Source organism: Sporosarcina sp. P34, from assembly GCF_002743375.1.
Classification (GTDB): Bacteria; Bacillota; Bacilli; order Bacillales_A; family Planococcaceae; genus Sporosarcina.
The window spans coordinates 357,945-382,530 of sequence record NZ_PDZC01000002.1; the positions used below are offsets into that span (position 1 = coordinate 357,945).

Annotated in this window: 29 protein-coding genes; 3 read left to right on the top strand and 26 right to left on the bottom strand. The window is 42.3% G+C overall.

Going from position 1 to position 24,586, the window contains the following annotated elements:
• Positions 1-134 precede the first annotated feature (134 nt).
• From CSV63_RS16445 to CSV63_RS05755, 18 genes are all read right to left on the bottom strand, one after another.
• Positions 135-305 (bottom strand): hypothetical protein, encoded by a 171-nt coding sequence (locus CSV63_RS16445; RefSeq protein ID WP_158232047.1) that lies wholly within the window; start codon positions 303-305, stop codon positions 135-137.
• Positions 306-682: 377 nt separating this feature from the next.
• Positions 683-1,633: a malate dehydrogenase gene (gene mdh / locus CSV63_RS05675; RefSeq protein WP_099694923.1), complete on the bottom strand. Its 951-nt coding sequence runs from the start codon at positions 1,631-1,633 to the stop codon at positions 683-685.
• A gap of 56 nt (positions 1,634-1,689) precedes the next feature.
• Positions 1,690-2,031 carry a BMC domain-containing protein gene (locus CSV63_RS05680; RefSeq protein ID WP_099694924.1) on the bottom strand — a complete coding sequence of 114 codons (342 nt, stop codon included), beginning with the start codon at positions 2,029-2,031 and terminating at the stop codon, positions 1,690-1,692.
• On the bottom strand, positions 2,006-2,311 hold the full coding sequence (locus tag CSV63_RS05685; RefSeq protein WP_099694925.1) for a EutN/CcmL family microcompartment protein: 306 nt from the start codon (positions 2,309-2,311) through the stop codon (positions 2,006-2,008). Before CSV63_RS05685 ends, CSV63_RS05680 begins: the two co-directional genes overlap by 26 nt.
• A 23-nt stretch (positions 2,312-2,334) precedes the next feature.
• Positions 2,335-3,207 carry a phosphate propanoyltransferase gene (gene pduL / locus CSV63_RS05690; protein WP_099694926.1) on the bottom strand — a complete coding sequence of 291 codons (873 nt, stop codon included), beginning with the start codon at positions 3,205-3,207 and terminating at the stop codon, positions 2,335-2,337.
• Between the two features lie 33 nt (positions 3,208-3,240).
• Positions 3,241-3,525, bottom strand: a complete 285-nt coding sequence (locus CSV63_RS05695; protein WP_085132129.1) for a BMC domain-containing protein — start codon at positions 3,523-3,525, stop codon at positions 3,241-3,243.
• A 23-nt stretch (positions 3,526-3,548) separates the two neighbouring features.
• Positions 3,549-5,048 (bottom strand): aldehyde dehydrogenase family protein, encoded by a 1,500-nt coding sequence (locus CSV63_RS05700; RefSeq protein ID WP_199203616.1) that lies wholly within the window; start codon positions 5,046-5,048, stop codon positions 3,549-3,551.
• Between the two features lie 43 nt (positions 5,049-5,091).
• On the bottom strand, positions 5,092-5,736 hold the full coding sequence (eutL, locus tag CSV63_RS05705; protein WP_233191957.1) for an ethanolamine utilization microcompartment protein EutL: 645 nt from the start codon (positions 5,734-5,736) through the stop codon (positions 5,092-5,094).
• Positions 5,737-5,752: 16 nt separating this feature from the next.
• Positions 5,753-6,751, bottom strand: a complete 999-nt coding sequence (gene eutC / locus CSV63_RS05710) for an ethanolamine ammonia-lyase subunit EutC (RefSeq protein ID WP_369823794.1) — start codon at positions 6,749-6,751, stop codon at positions 5,753-5,755.
• 7 nt (positions 6,752-6,758) lie between these two features.
• Positions 6,759-8,123: an ethanolamine ammonia-lyase subunit EutB gene (locus tag CSV63_RS05715; protein WP_099694929.1), complete on the bottom strand. Its 1,365-nt coding sequence runs from the start codon at positions 8,121-8,123 to the stop codon at positions 6,759-6,761.
• Positions 8,124-8,137: 14 nt separating this feature from the next.
• Complete coding sequence (locus CSV63_RS05720) at positions 8,138-9,583, bottom strand: ethanolamine ammonia-lyase reactivating factor EutA (RefSeq protein WP_099694930.1); 1,446 nt, start codon at positions 9,581-9,583, stop codon at positions 8,138-8,140.
• A gap of 285 nt (positions 9,584-9,868) precedes the next feature.
• Positions 9,869-10,366 (bottom strand): EutP/PduV family microcompartment system protein, encoded by a 498-nt coding sequence (locus tag CSV63_RS05725; RefSeq protein ID WP_099694931.1) that lies wholly within the window; start codon positions 10,364-10,366, stop codon positions 9,869-9,871.
• A gap of 12 nt (positions 10,367-10,378) precedes the next feature.
• On the bottom strand, positions 10,379-10,720 hold the full coding sequence (eutS, locus tag CSV63_RS05730; protein WP_099694932.1) for an ethanolamine utilization microcompartment protein EutS: 342 nt from the start codon (positions 10,718-10,720) through the stop codon (positions 10,379-10,381).
• A 24-nt stretch (positions 10,721-10,744) separates the two neighbouring features.
• The gene (gene eutH / locus CSV63_RS05735) at positions 10,745-12,007 is read right to left on the bottom strand and encodes an ethanolamine utilization protein EutH (RefSeq protein ID WP_099694933.1); all 1,263 of its coding nucleotides are present in this window, start codon (positions 12,005-12,007) and stop codon (positions 10,745-10,747) included.
• A 154-nt stretch (positions 12,008-12,161) separates the two neighbouring features.
• Entirely contained in the window at positions 12,162-12,731 is a 570-nt protein-coding gene (locus tag CSV63_RS05740) for an ANTAR domain-containing response regulator (protein ID WP_099694934.1), read from the bottom strand.
• Positions 12,724-14,154, bottom strand: coding sequence for a sensor histidine kinase (locus tag CSV63_RS05745; RefSeq protein ID WP_099694935.1), 1,431 nt, complete (start codon positions 14,152-14,154; stop codon positions 12,724-12,726). The genes CSV63_RS05740 and CSV63_RS05745 overlap by 8 nt, the downstream gene beginning before the upstream one ends.
• 63 nt (positions 14,155-14,217) lie before the next feature.
• Positions 14,218-15,204: an alpha/beta hydrolase gene (locus CSV63_RS05750; protein WP_199203608.1), complete on the bottom strand. Its 987-nt coding sequence runs from the start codon at positions 15,202-15,204 to the stop codon at positions 14,218-14,220.
• Between the two features lie 137 nt (positions 15,205-15,341).
• Positions 15,342-15,476: a YfhE family protein gene (locus CSV63_RS05755; RefSeq protein WP_099694937.1), complete on the bottom strand. Its 135-nt coding sequence runs from the start codon at positions 15,474-15,476 to the stop codon at positions 15,342-15,344.
• 131 nt (positions 15,477-15,607) lie between these two features.
• Between CSV63_RS05755 and CSV63_RS05760 the strand changes: the two genes are divergently transcribed.
• Positions 15,608-15,997 (top strand): OsmC family protein, encoded by a 390-nt coding sequence (locus CSV63_RS05760; protein ID WP_099694938.1) that lies wholly within the window; start codon positions 15,608-15,610, stop codon positions 15,995-15,997.
• Positions 15,998-16,114: 117 nt separating this feature from the next.
• On the top strand, positions 16,115-17,470 hold the full coding sequence (locus tag CSV63_RS05765) for an S-layer homology domain-containing protein (protein WP_099694939.1): 1,356 nt from the start codon (positions 16,115-16,117) through the stop codon (positions 17,468-17,470).
• A 40-nt stretch (positions 17,471-17,510) separates the two neighbouring features.
• Here CSV63_RS05765 and CSV63_RS05770 read toward each other — a convergent pair whose 3' ends face one another.
• From CSV63_RS05770 to CSV63_RS05785, 4 genes are all read right to left on the bottom strand, one after another.
• Positions 17,511-17,876 (bottom strand): hypothetical protein, encoded by a 366-nt coding sequence (locus tag CSV63_RS05770; protein WP_099694940.1) that lies wholly within the window; start codon positions 17,874-17,876, stop codon positions 17,511-17,513.
• Between the two features lie 66 nt (positions 17,877-17,942).
• Positions 17,943-18,266 carry a hypothetical protein gene (locus CSV63_RS05775; protein ID WP_099694941.1) on the bottom strand — a complete coding sequence of 108 codons (324 nt, stop codon included), beginning with the start codon at positions 18,264-18,266 and terminating at the stop codon, positions 17,943-17,945.
• A gap of 40 nt (positions 18,267-18,306) precedes the next feature.
• Positions 18,307-19,464, bottom strand: coding sequence for a PstS family phosphate ABC transporter substrate-binding protein (locus CSV63_RS05780; protein ID WP_099694942.1), 1,158 nt, complete (start codon positions 19,462-19,464; stop codon positions 18,307-18,309).
• A 16-nt stretch (positions 19,465-19,480) separates the two neighbouring features.
• Positions 19,481-19,933 (bottom strand): helix-turn-helix transcriptional regulator, encoded by a 453-nt coding sequence (locus CSV63_RS05785; RefSeq protein ID WP_099694943.1) that lies wholly within the window; start codon positions 19,931-19,933, stop codon positions 19,481-19,483.
• A 172-nt stretch (positions 19,934-20,105) separates the two neighbouring features.
• Between CSV63_RS05785 and CSV63_RS05790 the strand changes: the two genes are divergently transcribed.
• Positions 20,106-21,428, top strand: a complete 1,323-nt coding sequence (locus tag CSV63_RS05790; RefSeq protein WP_099694944.1) for a sodium-dependent transporter — start codon at positions 20,106-20,108, stop codon at positions 21,426-21,428.
• 252 nt (positions 21,429-21,680) lie between these two features.
• On the opposite strand, the gene CSV63_RS05795 is transcribed toward CSV63_RS05790, so the two are convergent.
• The 4 genes from CSV63_RS05795 to CSV63_RS05810 form a co-directional block, all read right to left on the bottom strand.
• Positions 21,681-22,160 (bottom strand): GAF domain-containing protein, encoded by a 480-nt coding sequence (locus CSV63_RS05795; RefSeq protein ID WP_099673081.1) that lies wholly within the window; start codon positions 22,158-22,160, stop codon positions 21,681-21,683.
• Positions 22,161-22,253: 93 nt separating this feature from the next.
• The gene (locus CSV63_RS05800) at positions 22,254-22,496 is read right to left on the bottom strand and encodes a PepSY domain-containing protein (protein ID WP_199203609.1); all 243 of its coding nucleotides are present in this window, start codon (positions 22,494-22,496) and stop codon (positions 22,254-22,256) included.
• Between the two features lie 126 nt (positions 22,497-22,622).
• Positions 22,623-23,915, bottom strand: coding sequence for an MFS transporter (locus tag CSV63_RS05805; RefSeq protein WP_099694945.1), 1,293 nt, complete (start codon positions 23,913-23,915; stop codon positions 22,623-22,625).
• Positions 23,916-24,083: 168 nt separating this feature from the next.
• The gene (locus CSV63_RS05810; RefSeq protein WP_099694946.1) at positions 24,084-24,512 is read right to left on the bottom strand and encodes a YugN family protein; all 429 of its coding nucleotides are present in this window, start codon (positions 24,510-24,512) and stop codon (positions 24,084-24,086) included.
• Between the last annotated feature and the right edge of the window lie 74 nt (positions 24,513-24,586).

Below are 24,586 nucleotides of genomic sequence, written 5' to 3' on the forward strand. Positions count from 1 at the left end.
CATTGTGAGTGGTAGCGTTTGTATTTATTAGAAGGAACATGACATAACTAAATAGGGTACCTATGCAAAAAACATCGTGAGTACATCCACAATCGTTTTTTGCTAGGCACCCCGTGTAGAATGTTCTTCATTACTTACATTAGTTGTTGATCGCATAGACAGCCGCACTCCGCCAATCCTTGAACATATGCTTCTTCCCACGTGATTCCGTGGATGAAACCATTCTCCGAATAGCCTGTGATTAAATAGAATGTTTCGTTCTGCTCGGGTAGTGATGAATTGTTCTGATAGTTGTTGTTTTTCATAAGAATTACCTCCTGGATTTTGTAGTTTTCATAGTATATGTCTTGCCGGGGAATAAATGAACATTTTTTCGTCAAGTAATGATAAAATGCCGTTTGACAGCGCTTACATTTCGGAGTCGAAAGGAAATGAATTCTTTATATATCCCCTAACAAGTATACTAAAGACATGCTTTACAATTCAGTGAATTCTGTTTATTGTACCACCCAAATAAATAATTGTAAATATTAAAGTTGTAATTCCCTGTTAACATTTGTAGATTTTCGAGGAGAATCTATGACTTCTCTATCATTTAACGACTAAAACACTACCTTTAAAATTTTTTATACACAAAAAATCTCCCTAAGTCCTCTTTACGACTTAGAGAGATCCGTAGTAATTAGGACATTTGCTTTTCGCAAATGTCGATGACTGCTCTGACAGAGTCAGCTGATTGATCGAGTGCTGTTTGTTCTTCCTTTGTTAACGGAAGTTCAATCACGCTTTCGATACCATTGCCCCCGAGAACAGTGGGTACGCCTAAGTAAATGTTTTCATATCCATATTCGCCCTCTAAATAAGCAATGGACGGCATAATTCGTTTCTTATCTTTAATAATTGCTTCAGCCATCTCCACCAAAGCCGCTGCCGGTGCGTAATAGGCGCTACCGTTCCCTAGTAGTGAGACGATCTCACCGCCGCCTTTTCGAGTGCGCTCCACAATTGCTTCTAGCCGTTCGTTCGAGATAATTTTATCCAATGGAATGCCGCCAGCATAAGAATAACGCACAAGTGGAACCATGTCATCTCCGTGTCCACCAAGTACAAAGCCTGAAATATCCTCTACGGAAATGTTTAGTTCTTCCGAGATGAACGTATTGAAACGCGCAGTATCAAGCACGCCTGATTGTCCAATTACTCGGTTTTTAGGAAAGCCCGTTGTTTTATAACATACATATGTCATCGCATCAACCGGATTACTTAAAATCAGTACGGTACTGTCTGGCGCATAACGTTTCACTTGTTCGGAAACAGAACGCATAATCTTCGCGTTAGTTGCGACTAAATCATCTCGACTCATACCTGGTTTACGTGCAACACCCGCTGTAATGATAACCATTGCAGCGCCTTCAATATCCTCGTAATTGGATGTACCTGTAATACGGGAATTGAATTGTTGTACAGGACTCGTCTGAAGAAGATCCAGTGCTTTCCCTTTAGTCGGATTGGAAAGATCCGGGATATCAACCAAGACAATGTCTCCTAATTCTTTCTGTGCAGCCATCAATGCAGCGGTAGAGCCCGTGTGACCAGCTCCAATGACCGCAATTTTATGTCGTTTGAAAGCCATGCAAAACACTCCTTTCTATAGACTTCAATATGAGGAATGCACATATAATGTATGCCTCAGTCTTTCTTCGGTGCCTTCTTCGCTTCTGCCAGTTTCTTTACTTGCGGAATTTCTGGAGTAGTCGACACTAGGGGTTTCACCATGCCATACACTGAATCATCGGGACGCGGTATTACGTGCGCACCTAGTAATTCACCTACACGCGCTGCTGCGTCGCGACCTGCGTCAACAGCTGCCTGAACTGCTCCAACATCACCTTGAACGATGACCGTAACAATTCCACCATCCACCATCTCCTGTGATACCAACTCCACGTTGGATGCTTTCACCATTGCGTCTGCCGCTTCAATCGATCCAATCAATCCTTTTGTCTCAACCATTCCGATCGCTTGACTCATGTATATCACCTCTTTTCACTTCTGTTGAATCGATAATGCCAATAATGACCGCGTCGATTGGGATCGGGTTTTCTTTCGGTAAAATAAAGCGTGAAGAACCGCCACTCGTAATGAGTACCTCGTCACCAACCCCTGCTCCAATCCGATCTGCCGCGACCATATGCGACTGTATACTATTGCCGTATGCATCAATCGGCTGGACGATTAACAGTTTAAGCCCTGATAATCCATCCTCTTTACGGGTTGCCCATACATTACCAATCACTCTACCCATTCGCATGCGTAATCACCTTTTTCTACTTTCTACTTTCTACTAGATATCTTTTTACCGAGTTCACGTGCTGTATCTCTTGCTAGTGCCGTAACAATTGTGCCTTTATTAATAACGATTTCCTTCTCTGAAATCTCGGACACGTCTTCAGCCGACAAAAGCTTTTTTGTGAATTCAAATGTCTCTTGAACATTTACCGGAGTAGGCGTCTTCACCGTTTCTGTCGTCGCTTGTACAGGTGCCGCTTCTTTTGCGTCACCCGATTTCACTAGACGACCAATCGATCCTTGTGAAATGAACCCTGCATTTGCTTCATCGGTATCAATATGCATTTCGAGACGATATCGCTCATTCACCCGAATTCGTACATTGCGGAATGAAATGGATCGGACTCCGTCTGCTTCCACCGTGACATACTCTCCATCTTCCACGCCAAAGCGTGTAGCATCTGCAGGTGCCATATGGATATGTGCCTGCGCGATAATAAGTCCTTGGTCTATATGCACACTACCTTTTGGCCCGATTAATGTAATCGGTGCTGATCCCTCAATATTACCGGATTCCCGAAGTGGGGGCTTGACGCCGAGTTTCATGGCATCCGTAAAGCTGACCTCAACTTGAGTCGCTTTTCGGACAGGTCCTAAAATACGCACACGTTCAATACTGCTTTTAGGTCCTGCAATCATCACCGTTTCATTTGCGGCGAATTGGCCCGGCTGTGAAAGCTCGGACCGCTGTGTCAATTCATACCCTGCGCCAAACAATACTTCCACATGTTCAGGCTGTAAATGTACGTGACGGGCGGAAACCGCAATGGGGACCGCTCGTTCCGGCAATTGAACGGGACTTTTGCCCAGTTGTCCAAGAATTTCTCCGACAATTTGTTCAATCAATTGCTGATTCATCTAGTTCACGCCTTTCTACTATGACAGCAGTGATTATTCGCTTTTTGGTAACATCATTTCTAATTCGTTATGTGGTCTTGGGATTACGTGAACAGAAAGCAATTCACCTACACGTTGTGCTGAAGCAGCACCTGCATCTGTTGCTGCTTTTACTGCGCCTACATCACCGCGTACCATGACTGTTACGATTCCGCCGCCGACATGTACTTTACCTACTAAGTTTACGCTTGCTGCTTTCACCATTGCGTCTGCTGCCTCAATTGCACCGATTAGTCCTTTAGTTTCTACCATTCCTAATGCTGTACCTTCTCTGTTCATAATTGTTTCCTCCTAATAATGTTTTATTTTGTAAGTTGTTTAACGATTTCACTAACTAAGTTCTGTACTAATGCTGGATCAATGTTGTTGTTTGTTGTGGCTGATACATTATTCATTACACTGGATACGAGCTGATCATTGGAGCTTTCCGTCGGCTCTGAATGCTTTGGTAATTGCACTTCCTTCGTGCCATATGCCATCCGCTTAATATTTAATAAATGTGTAGCTGTGACATTGTCTGATGTAATATTGCCGCCGAATGTTCCGCACCCTAATGTAAATGATGGCATTAAGCCTGTCGTACCACCAACTGCTCCAATAGAAGACATCGTGTTGACCAAAATACGTGATACTGGCATTTCCATAGCGAATTCACGAGCTACTGCATCGATTTCGGTATGTAGTGCCAAGCTATGTCCACGTCCGCCAAGGTTTAGTAAGTCGAGGCACACTTCTTTCGAGTGCTTCACACCGTCTACGACATACATGGCGAAAATAGGTGATAGTTTCTCCAATGAAAACGGTACGTCTTTACCGACTTTTGTTTCCATCCCCACAATCAGGCGCGTACCTTCTGGTAAAGAAATGCCTGCCATTTTCGCGATGAACTGTGGGCTCTTACCGACCACTTTCGGATTCACCTTACCGGGTACCGGTGAGATGACACCTTCCATAATCTTTTTCTCTTCATCTGATAAAATATACGCGCCATTTTTCTTCAACTCACGCGTAACCAGATCCACGACGTGCTTATCAACCACAATGGCTTGCTCGGTTGCACAAATCGTACCGTAATCGAATGACTTGCTGTCCACGATATCTTTTACCGCTTTTTCAATCTTTGCGGAACGTTCGATATAAACTGGTACATTACCAGGACCTACACCGTAAGCTGGCTTGCCGGAGCTATATGCCGCTTTGACGAGCGCACTACCGCCTGTTGCAATGATAAGATTCACGTCTTTATGCGACATTAATTGCTGTGTAGCTTCCATTGAAGCCAGTGTGAGACATTGAATCAAACCTTCAGGGGCTCCAGCTGCAACCGCTGCAGCATCACATACTTTTAATGCTTCGTGTGTGCATTCCACTGCGTAAGGGTGAGGGCTAACTACAATGGAATTTCGTGTCTTCAATGAAATCAAAGTTTTGAAGAACGCCGTCGATGTTGGGTTGGTCGTTGGGATGATTGCGGCAACTACACCGAACGGAGCAGCGATTTCCACGACCTTATTCATAAGGTCTTCTTTGATGACGCCGACCGTTTTCATATCTTTAATACTTTCGTATACATCACGGGAGCCCACTTCGTTCTTAATTTTCTTATGAGCTGCTACCCCCATACCTGTTTCATCTACCGCAAGTTGCGCGAGGCGACCAGATTGTTCAAAAGCGGCATCAGCTACGGCTTTGACAATCTGGTCAACTTGTTGCTGAGAATAGCCCATGAATTTCTCTTGTGCTTCTTTTGCAGTTTGGACGGCTGTACGCATTTGTTGTAAAGCCAATAAATCTTTATCCATTAATTGGACCAAATTAAAACACTCCTTTCTAGATACTTGTCTATCAGTAACTTAACGGATCTTTCGCCATCTTCTGTATCGCTTCTCGGAATGCTTCGGCTGCTGCCTTGCAAGAAGACTGACTACCTGTCAGTAGACCACCGCCAAAGTTGGTTTCGGAGGGAGGTGCATAGAGTACACAAAGTGTAACGTCTGCAGCTTTTAGCGCAGCATCCAAACCGATAACGGCCTCAACAGGCGGTGCAATCAAGTATGCCAATGACTGTCCATCGGCTACATTGGCCATGTCAGCTAAGTAACTCCCGCAACTGGAAATGGTATGCGCATATAACGCATGATCACGATTTCCGTTAATCGCCTCAAAATACGCTTCGTGCTCTATCGTTATACGAATCGAATCAAGACCGCTTTTCACTTCTTCCGGCGACGAGCCAGCTATGACTCCTATAAACTCTCCCGATAACGGACCAGAAGAATGAGCTGAGCCCGCGTAAAAACTTTTTGCATAGACCACTTCCACATCGCTATGCTTCGTTGCTGCATCAATTGCTGTATAGCCGACGTCATCAATTGTCGTCGTTACCAACCCAAGACTTCGCTGGTGAGACTTCAATCGGAACTTCTCAGCAAGTTCCGGACTGACATTCGAAATGACTTGCATCGATAATATATCTGCATAGATTTTCATTTGCCCTCCTCCTTCCTTATCCTTCCTTTTGAACAAGCGATACACCGCTCGCTTCATACTTCAAGATTTTCTGAATAACCGTTCCAAGAAATGCACCCGCTTCAACAGGGGGGATTCCGCCTTTATGAATATTGGAGATGACCATACGATCCGCTTCAATCGTTCCATGTCTAGGCTTGTAGCATATATAAGCACTTAACGACTCTGCGGACACAAGACCCGGACGTTCACCGATCAGCATGACGACAACATCAGGCTGCAACAGCTCTCCGATATCATCCATCACGGCAACTCTTCCCTTATCGACATAAAACGTTGTTCCCATATCAATATTCAAGTTATTAAGTGATTGTTGTAATGATAAGTAGACGTCTTCCAAATTTTCTTCGATCGCTTTCGCACTCAGTCCGTTTGACGCTACAATTTGTACGACAGGCGATTTTTTACAACGCTCTTGAATCAAAGCCTTTGCTTCGTCTGAAAGCTTTCTGCCGAGATCCGGGCGTCGAATGTATTCTTCTTTATCTGCCACTTTGGATTGCACTTGGAACAATCCTAGTTGTTCAAGCAAGTCATCTTGTACTTCACCGTAGACTGCATCAACTGCTGCTGCGTGATCTAGTCGAAACTGTAGCCACGTCTTCGTTTTTGGGCGTGAGCCTGCGCGCCCGACACCTATTCTAGCTGGCGTTTTCTTACGATAGTCTGCCAGCTTGTCTTCCTCAAGATTGTCTTGTGGTTTTGTTTTCGGATTACCATACGCCGTCGTTGGCTTTGGTTTTACTGTGGAAATATTCCGCTTTGGCCCTTCCGTCGTACTATGGAACACCACTGCACCGCTAGGCGATTTTTTCACAGTCTCCACTTCCAACTGCCCGATAGGTCGCTGTGAAAACAACTCTACTTTCTGTTCGTTTGTTGGCTGTTGCTGTATCGTTTGAGCACTACTCGCAGCCTCTAGCTTTTCTACAACCATTTTTGTGATTTGTTGAATTAAATCTTCATTCAAGTCCATCCACCTCCTATCGATTGAAGAGTGTGAGATCTCCAGCATATTTACTCAACATGCCATTTTCGTAAATCCCCATCTTTTCAAGCCATTTCAAGTATTCAGGTGCTGGTGTTTTACCCATCGTCCGAAGAACCGTCGCCACGTCATGGTAGCTCATCGACTGGTAATTCAGCATAACGTCATCACCCATAGGGGCTGCGATGATGAAATTCACACCTGCCGCTGATAATAAGATACTTAAGTCTTCAATGTCATTTTGGTCTGCTTTAATATGGTTCGTATAGCAAATATCTACACCCATTGGCAGCCCATGTAACTTGCCCATGAAGTGATCTTCGAGGCCTGCCCGGATCACTTGCTTACTGTTATATAAATATTCCGGACCAATAAATCCGACAACTGTATTGACAATGTACGGATCATAATGTCGTGCAAAACCGTAGTTCCGTGCTTCCATAGTTACTTGATCTACGCCATAATGCGCTTCAGCCGACAGTTCGGATCCTTGTCCTGTTTCAAAATACAATGTTTGAGGACCAGTACCCGTACCCATTTTCAGCGACAGATCTTTCGCTTCCGCAATTAATTCTGCTGAAATACCAAATGAACGATGGGCTTTTTCTGTTCCCGCGATACTTTGGAAAATCATATCCGCAGGAGCTCCCTGTTCGATTGCTTTCATCTGTGTCGTAACGTGCGCAAGTACACAGTTTTGTGTTGGGATTTCCCATTCATCAATAAAGTCTTTCGTCGCATTCAACACACGTTTTACGCTTTCTACGGAATCATCTACAGGATTGATCCCAATTACCGCATCACCGATACCGTAAGACAAGCCTTCTTTTAACGAAGTGATGATCCCGTCAATATTATCCGTCGGATGATTCGGTTGCAGGCGGGAAGATAAAGTACCCTTTTGACCGATTGTAATATTACACGTTGATAAGATTTCGATTTTATTCGCCGCGTGTACTAAGTCCAGATTGGACATCAGCTTCGTTACAGCCGCAATGACTTCCGAAGTCAATCCGCGACTGAGACGTTTTAATTCGCGGTCCCCTACTTCATTGCTCAAAATGTATTCGCGCAGTTCTGCGATACTCCAGTTCTGGATTCCACTGTAGACCTTCTCGTTAATATCATTTTCAATAATCAGTGAGACTTCATCATCTTCAATTGGGATTAGTGGATTGTTACGGATGTCGCTTATAAGCAACTCACTAACGACTGTTTTGGCAGCGATTCGTTCTTGCACGGTTTCCGCCGCAATTCCTGCGAGACGATCTCCAGATTTCTCTTCATTCGCTTTTGCTAGCACTTCTTTTAGGTCATGGAACACATATCGTTCGCCGCCTAATGTAGTGGATAAATTCACGTACAAGACCTCCTTTACGTTGTATGGAATGTTAAGGTTTTCACAACGACCGGTACGACGCCTGAAGTGAGCGCATTGCCGATATCAATGTAATCGCCTGTTTCCACATTAATTTGATCTATACAAATAATGCTTTGTTTCACTTGTAATGCCGCCAATGTTTGGCCAATCACTTTAGCGTGATCAGATTGAATGACCAATATAATCGGCTGTTCAGGGCGCGGTCTCTTGTTCATAATCTGAACAATTTCCTTGGCCAATCTCTGCACATCGCGAAACCCGAGATAGGGAAGATTGGAAAGATAGAGAGCGAAGTTTTGTCCTTCTTTTGCAGAGTCGTATAAAGTAACCGCCTGCTGAACCGCGTCTTCAAATCGGGATAATCCTATATCGAGATTTCCTTCAAAATCATATTGGTAAATCGGAATGTTCTTTAATGGCAACTCATGTGGCGCAATCTGTATGGTTGCTCCGCTAATTTCAGTAGTCTGTGTTCCAGCTCCCAATACAGTAGCCCGTACAGTTTCTACTGGCTCTTGCCAAGTAAAGTGTTGTAGTGATGTGTTTTGTAGCAGTGCTTCCGCAAGTTGCATACCAATATCGTCGTACCGCGCTATTTGGACTTCACCGGAAGTATGATGATACATACATTCCGAAATACCACCTGAAAAGACGATGATATCGATTGGTGGCAACCAGTTCGGTTCATGACCTAGCAAAAGCACACGATCTTGTGCCTGAACTTCTTTCTTCAAAATACGCGCCATCGCTTCTGCCATATAAGTCGTTACGAATGATACAGCTGATGCATTTTGGGGGTCACCGACTTGTAACGTATAGCCTTGGTCTTGCAATAAACGTTCGACTGGCGGTGAAATGGTACGGACTTTTCCGTGTTCAAATTCAATCAAGCGACCCCCGATATGCATCGTGCATGTACCAAGAAGTTGCTTGTCTTTGAATACTGCAATATTTGCTGTCCCTCCACCAATGTCTATATTGGCAATTACCTGGCCACTTTTTCCAGACGATTCATAGCTACCTGACCCTTTTGCCGCGATAATTCCTTCTAAATCAGGGCCTGCCGTTGCGACGAGGAAATCGCCTGCTTCATCAGACAACTGATGCAACATTTCACTGGCGTTTCGTTTGGTTGCGGTTTCACCTGTAATAATGACAGCGCCTGTTTCTATCTGCGAAGGCTGGATTCCTGCCTTGTCGTATTCCGTGCGTATAATCTGTTGGACACCCGCTACATCAATCGTCACTGCGTCTTGCAATGGCGTTCGAAATACTGGGCTCTTGTAGAGTATTTCTTTATCTGTAATTTCTATTCGTGGCACATGTGTTGCACCCGCTACATTACGTAGAGAAAAACGACTGATAATCAGTTTTGTCGTGCTTGTGCCAATATCAATCCCTGCACTAATAATTGTTTCGTGCTTATTGAAATTGCTCACGCCCACACTCCTTTTTGATTACTTCCTGCCCCGTACTTTTCATTATATCTAGCTTAGACACCAGCTTCCGGGTCGTTTCAATCTTCCCTATTACGTACAAAGTATGCACTTTATCGGAAAATCACAAACGCCTGTCGGAGCTAATGGGCGTCTTGCGCTTTTGATATAAAAAAGACGCCTTTACAACCCCATGGATTTTCCCAGGGGATGTAAAGGCGCCTTTGCCGTTTTTATTCACTTGTATGAAATTTACTATATCAAATTCCTATCTGCCTGTAAAGAAAATTAGCCGTGGAAGATCAAGTGCTTGTCGGCTTCTGATTCTACGTAATGTCGCATCGCCGGGATGTCGTTCAGCTTTGTCAATTCCTTTATATGCTTGATCCCCATACCTGTTTTGGAAGAAATCATGACGATGGGCCCGACGTTCATGACAGTCTTCAACATGCCAAGTGAACGATCAATATTCGCTTCCGAAAGATCGCATTTGGTTATGACCCCGATTGGTAGTTTCGGGATTCCCATGCTGAAGCCTGGTGGAAAAATAAGTTTTTCACTCGTTGCGTCTTGCAAATACAGTACGTGCGTTACTTCAAGCGCGGTGGCCATAATATTTTTGTAGAACATTGGATTTTCCGTGTACTCGCCCGGCGTATCGACAATCCAATCATAATAACTGAGCGTTTGCGTTTTGAAAGCTTCTACTTCTCGGCCCAATAAAGCATTCGTCAATGTAGACTTTCCCGCCCGTACCGCACCGATCAGCATTGCCTTGTTTCGCATCGTCCACACTCCTTATGATTTTGTGATTTCAGCTGGTGTATACTTTAATTTCTCCGATAAAAAACGATTAATCTCAAGCATAGCCATCTCTACTTCGGAGACACTTCCTACGATAACAAGACTCCCTGTAAATCGATCGAGGAATCCAATTTGAACATTTGCTGCTTTCGTAGCTAAGTCACCTGCGATAATTACCGTCTCACTCGGTGTACAAGTGAGGATACCTAAGGCTCCAGCTTCCTGGATGCCTAACTTCTGAAACATGTCAGGATCGGGATTAGCAATCAAATGACTGAGTGTGATCTGTTTTCCTGGAACAAATTCCTGTATAAATCGTTTCTTGTCTTCGCCCATTATACACACTCCCTGTTTATATTTTTATGCTTTAGCGGCGGGAGCTTTCGTTTCAACATCTTCGTACTCACCTTCGCGAATAATTCCCGCTTCGCGGTCTTGCTTTTCTAACCTTAATGCTGTTGGTACAGACAGCTTGTATGCAATGATAACTGCGATGATACCTGCACTTAATTTACCTAGTATAACCGGTAAAATTATATTTGGTTGGAAATTTGCTGTGAAAGATAAATGATCACCTAGCAAGAAAGCAGCACACACTGCGAATGCAATATTAATCACTTTATCTTTTGGTTTCATGTATCGAACTAATGAGAACATCGCCAAGATATTCGCGACAGTCGCAAGTAGACCCGCGCTACCTTCAGGCGATAGCCCAATTTTCTTGCCCGCAGCTTCCAAAGGTTTCCCCATGTACTTTCGAATCAAATAAATCATTGGGAATGCACCCGCTAACATAATACCAATATATCCGGCTGTTTCAAGTGCACGGAATTGGTCTGCTTTATCCGCCATGATTGGATCAAAGCCCCAAACACCAAAGATCTTCGTAAAGATACCCGTAAATACTTCTACGATAGAGAACACTAACACAAGTTTAATGGCAGCGTCCATTACACGGCCAAAAATCATAAATCCATTAATCATAATACGTGGAACAAACTTCAGACCAACCGCAATCAATACAACAAATAATAATAATGGCAATAAATTTATAAAGATTTGTAAATAACTAATCGCAAACTCGTAATTGGATGTAGCTGTCGTGCTGATTACATCACGCACGTCTGTGTTGAATAAAACAACTAATACCGATGCGATAAATGCACCGATTGGAATCGTTAATACACCTGACATGATGCCAAGCGCCATGTACTTATGGTCTCGTTTGTCTAGCATCGCAAGTCCCATTGGAATAGAGAAGACGATGGTTGCTCCGGACATGAAACCAACAATAAGCGCCATGATCCATCCTTCATTTGTTACCTTTAGCGCTTCCGCTAACTGATAACCACCCATGTCTGAAGCTAGAATTGTAGTTGCGGCAAGTGCCGGATCTGCCCCGATGGAATTAAATACAGGACCAATGAATTTACTGATAAACCAGGTCAAGTAGGGTATAGACGCCATGATTCCTGCCGCAGGAACGAAAATATGCCCAACTGCGTGTAATCCAGACATGAATTCCTTACCTAATCCCTCTTCCGGATTTTTTATTGAAGCAAATGCCCCTGCAACTGCACAGGCCATGATAATATACACAATTACCGTACCGATCATTTCCATTTGAGTTTCCCCCTATTACTTTCTTATAGTGTTACCGTCCACCTTGTATTAATACACTTGCCACCACCTTTAAAACGAATGACAAATTTTGAAAAAAGAAGACAAAAAGACGCTTAAAGAATGTATCTCTTTAAGCGTCTTTGCTTAGGTCTATTTACTTGTGCGAATCTATAATCTCCACGGCAAGTGACTCCATTGTCATTTGCCTTGACATACTTGTATCACGCATTTTTTTAAACGCCTGTTGCTCGGTTAAGTTCTCTGTATTCATGAGAATACCTTTTGCCCGTTCGATGACTTTCCGCTTTTCCACATCCTGTTTTGCCTGCTGAATACCGTCTTTTAGCCGGTTTACTTTACTGGATTGATGCAGCGCAACTTCAATTGCAGGAATTAAATTGGCTTCAGAAATGGGTTTGACTAAATAGCCGACCACACTGTCTTGTTGTGCCTTTTCCACAAATTCTTTCTGACTGTACGCGGTAATGATTAAAATCGGTATATCCAGTTGTTCTCCGATGATTCGACTGGCTTTGAGTCCATTCATCTTCGGCATTTTAATATCCATTAAAATCAAATCTGGTTTATGCAAAAAGGCTAGCTCGATCGCCCGATCACCATCGCCTGCTTCCCCAACGACTTCATAGCCATGGTCTTGCAAAGTCATTTTTAGATCCATACGAATAATGGATTCGTCTTCCGCTATCAAGATTCGTTTACTCATGAAAAGTCTCCACCTCCGCACCCACTGGGAAATTGATTACTGCATGTGTCCCGATTTCCCTGGGCACATATAGGAACTCGCCATTTAAATCATTGGTTACTAAGTTGTGGATAATTTCCGTACCGAGTGACGTATGCGGATTCTTCATTCCAACGCCGTTGTCGGAAACGTGAAGTTCTACAAAGTCATGATCCACGATAAATTCCACATCAATGATTCCTTCTTCTTTGCCTTGAAATGCATGCTTTAGGGAGTTTTGTATGAGCTCATTAATAATCAATGCTATTGAAACCGCTTTCTTAGAGGATGTTATTATTTTATTGCCATTGGGCTCAATAATCAAGTCTACTTTTAAGTTGTAATCATTTAGTACCATCGTGGAACAAATTTTTCTTGTCAAATTTATGATATTTACATCATCGTCATCTGCATCTTCCTTTGTCAGAATAATTTCATACACAGAGGAAATGCTATATATTCGGTTAAGCGTTTCCTCAAAAGCAGATCGGTTATTAGCTGATATACCATTCCGCATTTGCAATCTTATCAAGCTTGCGACAGTTTGCAAATTATTTTTAACCCGATGATGAATTTCTTTAATGACGACGGATTTCATCATCAATTCTTTTTCCTTTGTTCGAAGTTCCGTAATATCTTGGATGATCAACAACGTTTCTTGTGACTTATTTTTTTCACGCATTCTTATTTTTTTTACAATTAAGTTTTTGTCTTGAATTGTCAACTCAAAGACAAATACATCCTCTTCCTGCTCATAAACTGTCCGCAAAAACGGTAGCATTTCCAATAAATCTCGATACAATACGTCATCCCGTCCGCTCATTTCAGAAATAAGCTTTAACCCCGATGGATTTGCATAAACTAATCGATTACTAGCATCAGTCAAAATAAGCATCTCCATCAATAAATCCGAGACTACTCCAAGGCCCGAATTCGTCAGCTGATCTTCCGCTGTTTCTGTTACTACCGAAAATCTCTTTATATCGTCAGCCGGTAGCGGTGAGGTAACTTGTTTCTCAGAAACCAACACACCGATCACTTGATGATAGGTGTTCTTAATAGGTACCACGGTTTGATGCACCACGATACCTTCTTGTGTCATCGCCTGCTGTATGATAGACTTTTTTCCGTTACGATAAGAATAAAAAACACCCGGTTCAAAAGACTCAAATACAATCTTTCCAATGACAGAATTAGAATACAGTGGAGTACACCCCACTGGAAAAGCCTCTGCAACAACAATCGCTTGATTACTCGGTTTTAATTTACAATCGATGAACATATACGAATTAGACAGATCTGCATAAGTTTGTAAGCTAAACGCCATCTCTTGCAAAATCTGCACATCTTGATTAGTCAATTCCGTATGCAATTTACAAAGTTTCTCTACTGTTGATTTTACCAATACGCCACGACCTTATGATCAGAAATACAGCTACCCCTACCCTGTAAAATTAGTATAGATTGGTTAGCGAAAGAGGTCAATTGACAAGTTCGGTGTCGATAAATAGGCATTAAGGAAATCATCCACCTTTCTCTTATACGCTTCCTGATCCATCAAGAATGCTTCCCCGTGATTCGCATCATCCACTAAAAACAGTTCCGCGTCACTCTCCGTTACTTCGTACAATTCTTTTGTCATGTCTGTCGGTACAAATGTATCGGTGTTGCCGTGTATGTACAGGATTGGTATAGTTGCACGCTTTACAGCACTCAGTGCATCTGCTTCCTTCAATGAATATCCCGCTTTTGCGTTCGTCAATAAGTTCATATTATCAAGTAACGGAAATGCCGGCAAATGAAACATTCGATTTAATTGATAGGCAAAAAGCTGATACACGGATTGATACGGACTGTCTGCAATGACTGCCTTCACTTGATTCGGAAGCTTCTCACCACTTGCCATCAAAACTGTAGCGGCCCCCATTGACAACCCATGGTAGACTACTTCTGTAGCGGGATTCATATTTTCGCTAAGTAACTTCGTCCAATCAATCAAATCTAAACGATCGGGCCACCCAAAACCATAATAGTCTCCACCACTTTTTCCATGTCCTCTAGCATTTGGCATGAAGAGATTATATCCCAGTTCTTCATAATAAAATTGACCGTACAAACCCATCTGTTTTGCGTGTCCTAAGTAACCATGAGTCAGAATCACTAATTTGTCAGTCGGCCGTTTGGCAGGCAAGTAATACCCCATTAACTCTATACCATCTCTTGACGTCATATGCAGTTCTTCAAACTTCTGTTTATCCACCCAATCTAGCCAGTCTCCATTTAAAAACACATCCATTGTCTCGGCTGATACTTTCAAGTCAGCATTGCCTGTCAGGAAGTCTTTGGGACCACGTTTGATGGCTAAGTTATAGAAGAAAAAGCTCCCTGCTATCTGAAAGACAATAAAGATAGCAACTAGTAACACGACAACCTTTTTCCATCTTATTTTTTTCATTTCTATATCCTCTTTATCTTAGCATTTACTTTCATTATACAGTGAAAACGAATAATTCGTTAGGACGATTTCATGAGAAAAACCCCAGTAGTTGGATAACGACTACTAGGGCGTACTTCATTCACTATTTTTACTTCCTACTTCTTCTTTTTGTCTTGCTCGGTAGCCTGATCTGCTCGTTTATACTCTTTGTCGTATAATACTTCCTGTGTGGATGAAAGACCATTATTCTTATCAGTTAATGTTTTATGTGGCTGTTTGTTTTCACTCAAGTCTACACACTCCTTTCCGTTTAGCTGTCAGTGTTCCACGCATAGATGAAATTAAACGTGATACAATCAGATAACGTTCTTTGGTCTTTTTTCCAATACTACGTATACTAACAGAATAGGGGTTGATCACTGTGAAGTTTCACATGACAGAACACGGTTTTGACACTGAAGTTGAGTTTGGTACGTTACACATTTCATCCAATGAAGAAAAAGGGTTTCGTCCCTTTCAATTAATGGTCGCATCGATTGCTGCTTGCGGTGGCGGCGTCATGCGGAAGATTCTAGATAAAATGCGTGTGCCTGCAGATGATATCACGGTGGAAGTGCAAGAAGTGATACGCTCACAGGATGATGCAAGTCGTCTGATGGAAATTCATCTCCATTTCACAGTTATTGGCTCGGATATTACAGTAGAAAAAATGCCTCGAGTCATGGAACTAACAGAGAAGAATTGTTCCATGTTACAATCCGTCATTGGTTGTATCCATGTTGTAAAAACGTATGAGATGGGTACAAAATAAGTTTCCATGACCGACAATGAGAGTTCGTCCATTTGTCGGTTTTTACGTTTACAGGCCCTTATTTTTCCATTAAAAATCCTGTATACTAAATAGAATACCTAAAGGAGGTCTACCTATATGAAGAATAAACTAGTTGGATTGTTAGCAGTTTTATTGGTTTTTGCAGCAACGCCATTTCAAGCACAGGCAGCCACACAATTTTCTGACGTAGACAAGCATTGGGCGAAGAAAGAAATTATGTATTTAGCTGACCGTAATATCATCGGCGGTTTTCCAGACGGTACCTTTAAGCCAAACGATCCTATCACACGGGCGCAGGCATCTTCTATGCTCATTAAAGCACTGAAAATTCCGTTGGTAAAGAATCCTACAATACAGTTCAAGGACGTCTCGAAAAAGTCATCCTATTATCAAATACTCGCAACAGTGAATGAAAAAGGCATCATGCGTGGAGACAATGGTTTCATGCGTCCTGGTGAAGATACTTCACGTGCACATATGGCTGCAATCATTCGTCGTTCATTTAATATACCTGTCGACCGTCAAGCAACGTTTGTAGATGTTTCACCGACACATTGGTCATTCCCCGATATTAATGGGATTGCGAAAAAGGGCATTACGGGTGGTTCTGAAGGTAAGTATATGCCGGCAGACTCCGTTACACGTTCTCAGTTCGCTGCGTTTTTAGTACGCGCACTGGACGACTCTATGAAGTTGAAAAATTACCACTCCTATGTGGGTGTTAAAGGAAAGACGATTGAACAGAATGGTTTTACTTACACAATTGCAAAAGACAAAAACTCCACTAAGCTAGTTAAAGAGAATAAAAAGGCTGGAACACGTTCAACACTTTTGGATAGCACGACTATGCCGGACAACGGAATCAACCGAGTATTGCTCATGTCCGGTTATCAAATGGTCCTATACAATGATAATCTTTTCATTCCGTATTGGAACTTGATCAATGCAGGAAACAACATGCCTTCAGGATATAATCTGGTAAAATTAAATGTAAATGATTGGAGTTACAGGATTGGTAGTATTCCAATCGATCAAAAGTTCCGTAATATGTTCATTTGGAACGATCGAATCTACTATACACTTGAAAAAAACAAGGAACGAGTTTTCGATTCTGCATTCGATCCTACTACTCCAATAGATGATCCATTGACGCTGTATTCAGTAGCGATGGATGGGAAAAACAAAAAAACATTATTGAACTTTGACGCCCGTGTCATTTTCGATGAAGTAGAAGCTACTTCAAAAACCAATCAAGTAAGTCAAAACAATAAATCCGTAGCGTTCGACCTTTCTACGATGTATTACTTCAACAAAACAGGTGTGTATAAATATAATCTGTTAGATAAAAAGATCAGCAAAGCTTCTACTATCCTTGCGAGGGATATGGAAGTTACTGCTACACAGTTAATCGTGACAGATCAAGCAGGTAAGAAACATACACTTAAGAAATAAGAAAAGGGCATGCCTCTAACCTAGTGGCATGCCATTTTTTCTATCGGTCTATAACAAGTTTAGCAACCATCCGAATTACTAATTGTCCAATGAAAAACGGGATAGCTGTTAACAAAATGACAATATCTCGACCAAATGGCTTGAACCATCCACCATCATCCGAAATAAAATTCATAGCCAATAGCAGAGATACTATGGCGGTAAGTATATTCATAAGTAAAATATAACGAACTTTTATAGCGCAAGATAAAATGCCTGTTATCACAAGATATAAAACAGACACTACTAATAAATACTTTGCATCTTCTCGCTTCATATACTGGCCAAATTCATAGAAATGAAATAAGAACGGTGCTGGAATCAGAATCATGACAAGCCATGCCATGTTAAAATATTGTCTTGCCATTGCTTCATCACTCCAATTTGCTAAGTACAAAACATGTACTGTTTATTCAACATGATGAGTAAACCTTCACATACCTGACATACCAGCAACGACTACAAAAGTAGTCCACAAAAAGCCCAGCCCAATAGCTAAAACTGCGACCGCCCTTAATGAAATAAGTAAAACGGTAAGCCAGCTTTTTTCTACAGGCCCTTCAACTTTTAACGATAGAAGAATAAACACAGTCCCTACTATTCCGGTTACGAAAGTGAGTACAACACCTATCCAATACCAGATCAATCCATCGCCCAAGTAAGCCATACTTTGAAATACATCACTTAGGAAAAACACACCCGCTGCGCATACAAAAGCGAGCAGTATACATACTAGTTGTTTCTTTTCCCCTTGCATAACGTGCATCCTCTTTTCATTCTACTAGATTACTGTGTATTTACGGCTTCTTCACCGGCACGTATCCTACTTTCTCCACCAATTTCTGTCCTTGTGGTGAAACCATCCATTCAATGAATTTCTCAGTATTCGGATTGTCTGTTCCTGCTGTAATGACATAAAACTCAGATGCTATTGGATAGTCATCAGTACGGATTGTTTCTTTCGTCGGCTTGACGCCGTCGATTGCGAGCAGTTTAATCTCATCATTTCCTACCATTTCCGTGGAGTAATAGCGGAACGTATAACCAATAGCATTTTTATAATTTCGATACTTTGAGACTTCTGAAATTATACCACCCATTCCTTCGGGCACATTCTCTTTTGGTGCATCCATGATCGGAATATCCCCCATCAGTCGTTCCAAACCTGTCTGACTACCACTGTCTGCTGGTCGTTGAAATGCGCGTATCGACTCGTTTTTACCTCCTACCTCTTCCCAATTGGTGATCTTACCCGCATAGATATCTTGAATTTGTTTTAATTCTAGATTATCAACAGGGTTTTTTTGATTAACGAAAAAGACAAATGCTTCTCGACCAATCGGTGTCAATTTCAGCTCAAGACCTAGTTGCTCCGCTACTTTCATTTGAGCGTCTGAAGGTCCTGCTGCAAAAATTATATCTACCTCGCCAGAAAACAGATTTTCATACGCGATAGGTGTTGTATTGACCATTACTTCGCTGTCATACGGATTGTATTCTTTACTTGGATAGACTGCTTGAACAAAAGCTGCATACAGTGGATATAGCGCGGTCGCGCCGTCTATTCTCGGTAAATCATCCTTCAGTTCGAGTGTAGCTGCCTCATCGAGTACGGCAAGCTTTGATTCCTGTCCAATCGTAAACGGTTCATAATCACGCACTTCCACTTCGGCATCCACTGTTGAAATACTATCCTTGTATATTTGCATTATCGGCCAAACTGCCGCCCCGAGTAGAACTCCCCCTGCAATAATGCCAAACAATCGCTTTCGTTGCCGCGTGCTGAAGAAATGAAAGATCATCATGACGATCCACACATATAAAATGATTATTGCACTTAGCGCTAACGGAATATAGTGGATCAATCCCATGAACAATAAATACAACAATCCAATTCCAGTAAAAAATAGTAACGCTATCAATAAAAGTACCGCAAATGCTATGGGTGCAATCATACGCGTCCCTCCCTCTTCATTTTCGGCTCAGTTCCTCCAACCGGTGACGTGCCTCGTCTTCATCAAATGAACTGTACCAACGATAATGCTCCTCATCTAAAATACGGAAATGCTGACTAATTATATTTTGCTGTAAACGAAAAATTCCTTTTGCCTCCAACTCGCGCCACCACACTTTACCACCCATCGATTGATCCTTTCGGCGGTCAATACCGTCATGCGCAATAGTTTCCAGTACTTCTAACGGATCGCCGCCGACGGTAGCTTGCAATACGTCACTATCGCGAAATAAAGCACAGACAGCTATAACAGCTGTCCAACTGGCCATTGCTCTTGCTTTTTCAATTTGAATTAACGTCTTTTTAGAGAGCCCTAGTACATCCGCCATTTTTTGTTGGGAATATTCTTTCTCTAATCGAATTACCCGTAACTTTAATGAAATCAGTTCTATTAATTGTTGTTGATTCACTAGATCACCTCATAGTTACATTTCATATCTATTGGTGTAATATTACACCACTTTCATTAAATAGTCAAGTTATTTTCAAAACTCTCTGTTAACTTTACAACTATCGATTCTTTCTTAAAATTATGATACGATTTATTGACTTTGTGATTTAGAAAAAGAAACGAGGATTTTTATGAAACAGCGTGAACAATGGACATCCAAGATTGGCTTTGTTTTAGCGGCGGCTGGCAGTGCCATCGGCCTAGGCGCAATCTGGAAGTTCCCTTATATGGCCGGAACGAACGGTGGCAGCGTGTTTGTGCTGTTATTTATCATTTGTACATTATTAATTGGTTTGCCAATTTTATTGGCTGAGTTTGTCATTGGCCGTAGAGGACAGGCAGATGCCGTGACTTCTTTGAAAAAGTTATCAGTGGGACGCAAATGGGGATGGGTTGGGTGGATGGGGCTTGCCTCGTCTTTCATCATCTTATCTTTTTATAGTGTCGTCGGCGGATGGATTTTATCGTATTTGGCGCGTGCCTTTACGTTTACACTAGGTGGGCTGGATTATGGAGAGCTCTTCAATACGACGATAGCGAATCCATGGGAAGTATTATTGGCACAAGCGTTATTTATGGCGTTAACGATCTTTATCGTTCAAAGCGGGATTCGCGGAGGAATTGAACGGGCCAGCCGCTGGATCATGCCTTTATTATTCTTGTCATTCATTGTATTAGCGATTCGTTCGCTGACACTAGATGGCGCGATGGAAGGTGTGCGTTTTCTATTCGTACCAGATTGGAGTTATTTTAACGGAACTACTTTTCTAGTTGCATTAGGACAGGCGTTCTTCTCACTAAGTGTCGGTGTGACCGCGATGATGACTTACGCATCCTACCTTTCGAAAGAAGAGAAGCTCGGACAGTCCGCATTTAATGTCTCTATGTTGAACATAGGGATTTCGATCCTAGCGGGACTTGTCATTTTTCCGGCAGTTTTCGCGTTAGGACATTCACCGGAAGCGGGGCCAGGACTAATTTTCGTTATCCTGCCAGCTATTTTCAATGAAATTCCATTTGGCAGCATATTTTTAATTATTTTCTTTTTCTTGATGCTGTTTGCTACATTGACTTCTGCTATAGCGATGCTAGAAATCGTAGTTTCTACAGGCATCCGTAAAAAGCATGATAGGAGAAAGCGCGCTTCGTGGGTGTTTGGCGGATTAATCTTTTTGGTCGGAATTCCTAGCGCATTATCATTTGGTTTATTATCTGGCGTCAGTATTTTCGGCAACTCTATTTTCGATTTTGCAGATATACTGACGAGTAGAATTGCGATGCCGCTCGGGGCATTGGCTGTGTCTTTATTTGCCGGCTTTGTACTGACGAAAGAAGATACGGCAGAGGAGTTAAGGATGCACCCGGCACTTCACTCTTTGTGGAAAGTAATTGTACGCTATTTCGCACCTATTGCAATCATTGTCATTTTCTTTACTTGGATTTTAGGCATGTAAAAAGCACGCCGGATATTTTCTCCGGCGTGCTTTTTATTTTTATTAGCTAGTGATCGAAATCTGCAAATGATACGTATTGATTTCCACTTAGTAAGTTTAAGTGCCACTGCATGCTATACATTACTATTTCTCAATGTATCATTAAGATCTCCAAATCAAGAAAGCTATATTAGTTATCTCACCGCGGGCCCACGAGAAGAGCGTCCGCCTGGTACGTCGAGCAACTATGCCTTCCCGTAACCTACCATTTAGCTAGATATGTTTCATGAGCGCTTTTACTACTTGCGTCAATCCCGCCAAATCGTCCTCTGTAAAGCGATCTAATTCAGGGCTGTCGATGTCGAGCACACCAAATACTTCTCCATCTTTAATCAGTGGTACAACAACTTCGGAACGGGATGCTGCGTCGCATGCGATATGGCCTGGGAACGCATTAACGTCTGGTACAACTAGGCCCTCTTTCGTCTTCGCAACTGTTCCGCAAACACCTCTACCGAGCGGAATACGAATACATGCCGGTAATCCTTGGAATGGACCGAGCACGAGCTCATCGCCGTCCATCAAGTAAAAACCTACCCAATTGATGCGGTCGAAGAATTGATTGAGTAACGCGGATGCATTGCTTAAGTTTGCGTAGACGTTTGGCTCTCCTGACATGAGTGCATCCAACTGTGTGATTAGTTGCGCGTACTTCTCTTGTAAGTCATTGGAATAATCAATGGGTGTATACATACTACTTCCCTACTTTCTGTGACAGTTCTTATGTTAATCATACACAGAATAATAGAATTGGAAAAGTAAACGAACTCCATTCGTCGTTTTAAATCAATCTAATTTCACCCTCAATACCTCACCGGTCACGGCATCAATTTTGACTTCATACTTCTGTCCTTCTACTGTGCGTATATCCACTTCATATATCAACATGCCGTCATCAAATTCCAGTTCTGATTTCACCACTTCACCCGGTACTCTTTGTCGTGCGATTTCATTTGCCTGCTCCATTGAAATCCTGCGATATTGCGGATGTTGCCAATGATTCATCCAATACTCACTTTGCTGATTCAATATATGACCCCTCCCATTTTCTTCTACGCTGCTAATCTATGTGAAAGAAAGGAAAGATGCTACACAGCCAAGCATGTCGTTTACGAAAGAAAAACGGATTATTTCCAAGGAAATAATCCGTTTTTGTCAGGCAATTTGTGCTGGAACTTTCTTTTCTTTGTAACGCAACCAAATAATGAGCGGAATAAGTAGTAACGAAATATACGTTCCAAGAAAACTTAACATCGAAAAACCGAAAAATGCCATGACAATTCCTGATGCCAGTCCACCTACTGTCCCCGCTAGTGCGACAAACACGTCAATGCTTCCTTGAATCTTTGCACGAGTTAACACATCAGTAGAATCGATAACAATAGCTGTCCCGCTGATTAATCCAAAGTTCCAGCCAACCCCTAGCAATATGAGCGATAGGGACATCCAGAATATCGATTCGCCCGCTACATAGGCTGCAAGAATACCTGCTAGCGCAAGTGTTACCCCCGACGCAATCACCATAATTGGACGTCCAATACGGTCTACCAATACACCAGTAAAAATGGATGGTAAATACATACCTGCGATATGTAAGCCGATGACTAAACCAATTCCTGATATGGAAGCGCCGTGATGCTGCATATGGACAGGGGTCATTGTCATAATCGCAACCATGACACCATGTGATAGTACAAGGACAATGCTACCCACCCAAATTCCCATCCTCTTGACCGTATGTTGACGAGCAATGCGTCCTTCATCAGACTCTCCACGTTCTTTTTGTTCCGCCAATTCAATCTCACGTGCAACGAGTAAAGGGTCCGGTCGTAAAAACAGTAAGAATGTCAGCCCGGATAACACGTAGGCGCCCCCTGCTAGTAGAAATACACCCGTTAACGAAGGTATACCGATGAAATCTGCCACATATCCCATTGGCAAGACGAGATTAGGTCCGGCTACCGCACCGATTGTAGTTGAAACAAGAGCGACACTGACCGCAGTAGCCCGTTGCTTTTCATTCGCTAGATCTGTTCCGGCATAGCGAGCTTGTAGATTGGAGGATGTACCTGCTCCATAGATAAACAGAAAGAGGAATAACACAGCAAGACTTCCGGTCATCACAGCAAAAATCACACCGAACGCACCTACACCACCGGTAATAAAGCCCGCGCCAAGACCGAGGCGACGACCATACCGTTGGGACAGCCTACCGACAAGATACGCTGAGAATGCTGATCCAAAAGTAGACAGCGCAATGGGCATACCGGCTAAGCTTTCATTCCCTGTCATATCTTGAATTAATAGCGCCCCTACTGTAATTCCAGCCGCAAGTCCGGCACCACTAAATATTTGGGAAATGATCACGACAAGTAAAGAGCGCTTATACAATTGCTTCTGCGCTTCTTTCGATTTTGTATAGAATGAATAATCTTGCCGTTTTGACATGAAATTCCCCACCTTTTCTATTACCTCACAATAGATCATATGTTACGTAACTTTTACACTTTATTTATCTTATCACATATTAATAAATGGAAAAGGAGTTCATTTCCATACGCAAAAACAAGCAACTCCAATTTTTGGAGCTACTTGTCTCTTTAACCATATGAATTTTTATACTAGTGGAGCGATAAAAATAGGATGATCCGAAAATTTTGCTATTCGTGCTTCCCCTTCACGTACCCACTTTTCATCGTATACAATAGGTCCGTCTTTATCTTCAGGCGTTTGGAACTGGTCGAGACCAACAGTAGCTAATACAGGACTTTCATCATCATCCAATCCAATATTTACTACATGGTTGATAATAAATGGTACGTCAAATTCGATCATGGCACTATCTTCATCAAGCACCCCGTCAACTACATGAAAAGGTATTCGCAAGTAAATCGTATTGCTACCGTCTTGATTCAAAATGGTATCGAAGTTTCCACGGTCGAAATCCCAGTTACCTCCCATTTGGATATCATGTTCTATGAGTATGTTACACGCATCTCCAAATAGCGATTTTTTTCCTGGTAGATTTGTTTTCAGTTCGATCATAGCATTTCCTCTTTTCTGTATCAATTTTGCTTGTTAAGTGTCTGGTTATTAATAGTTATTAGAATACCCTATTT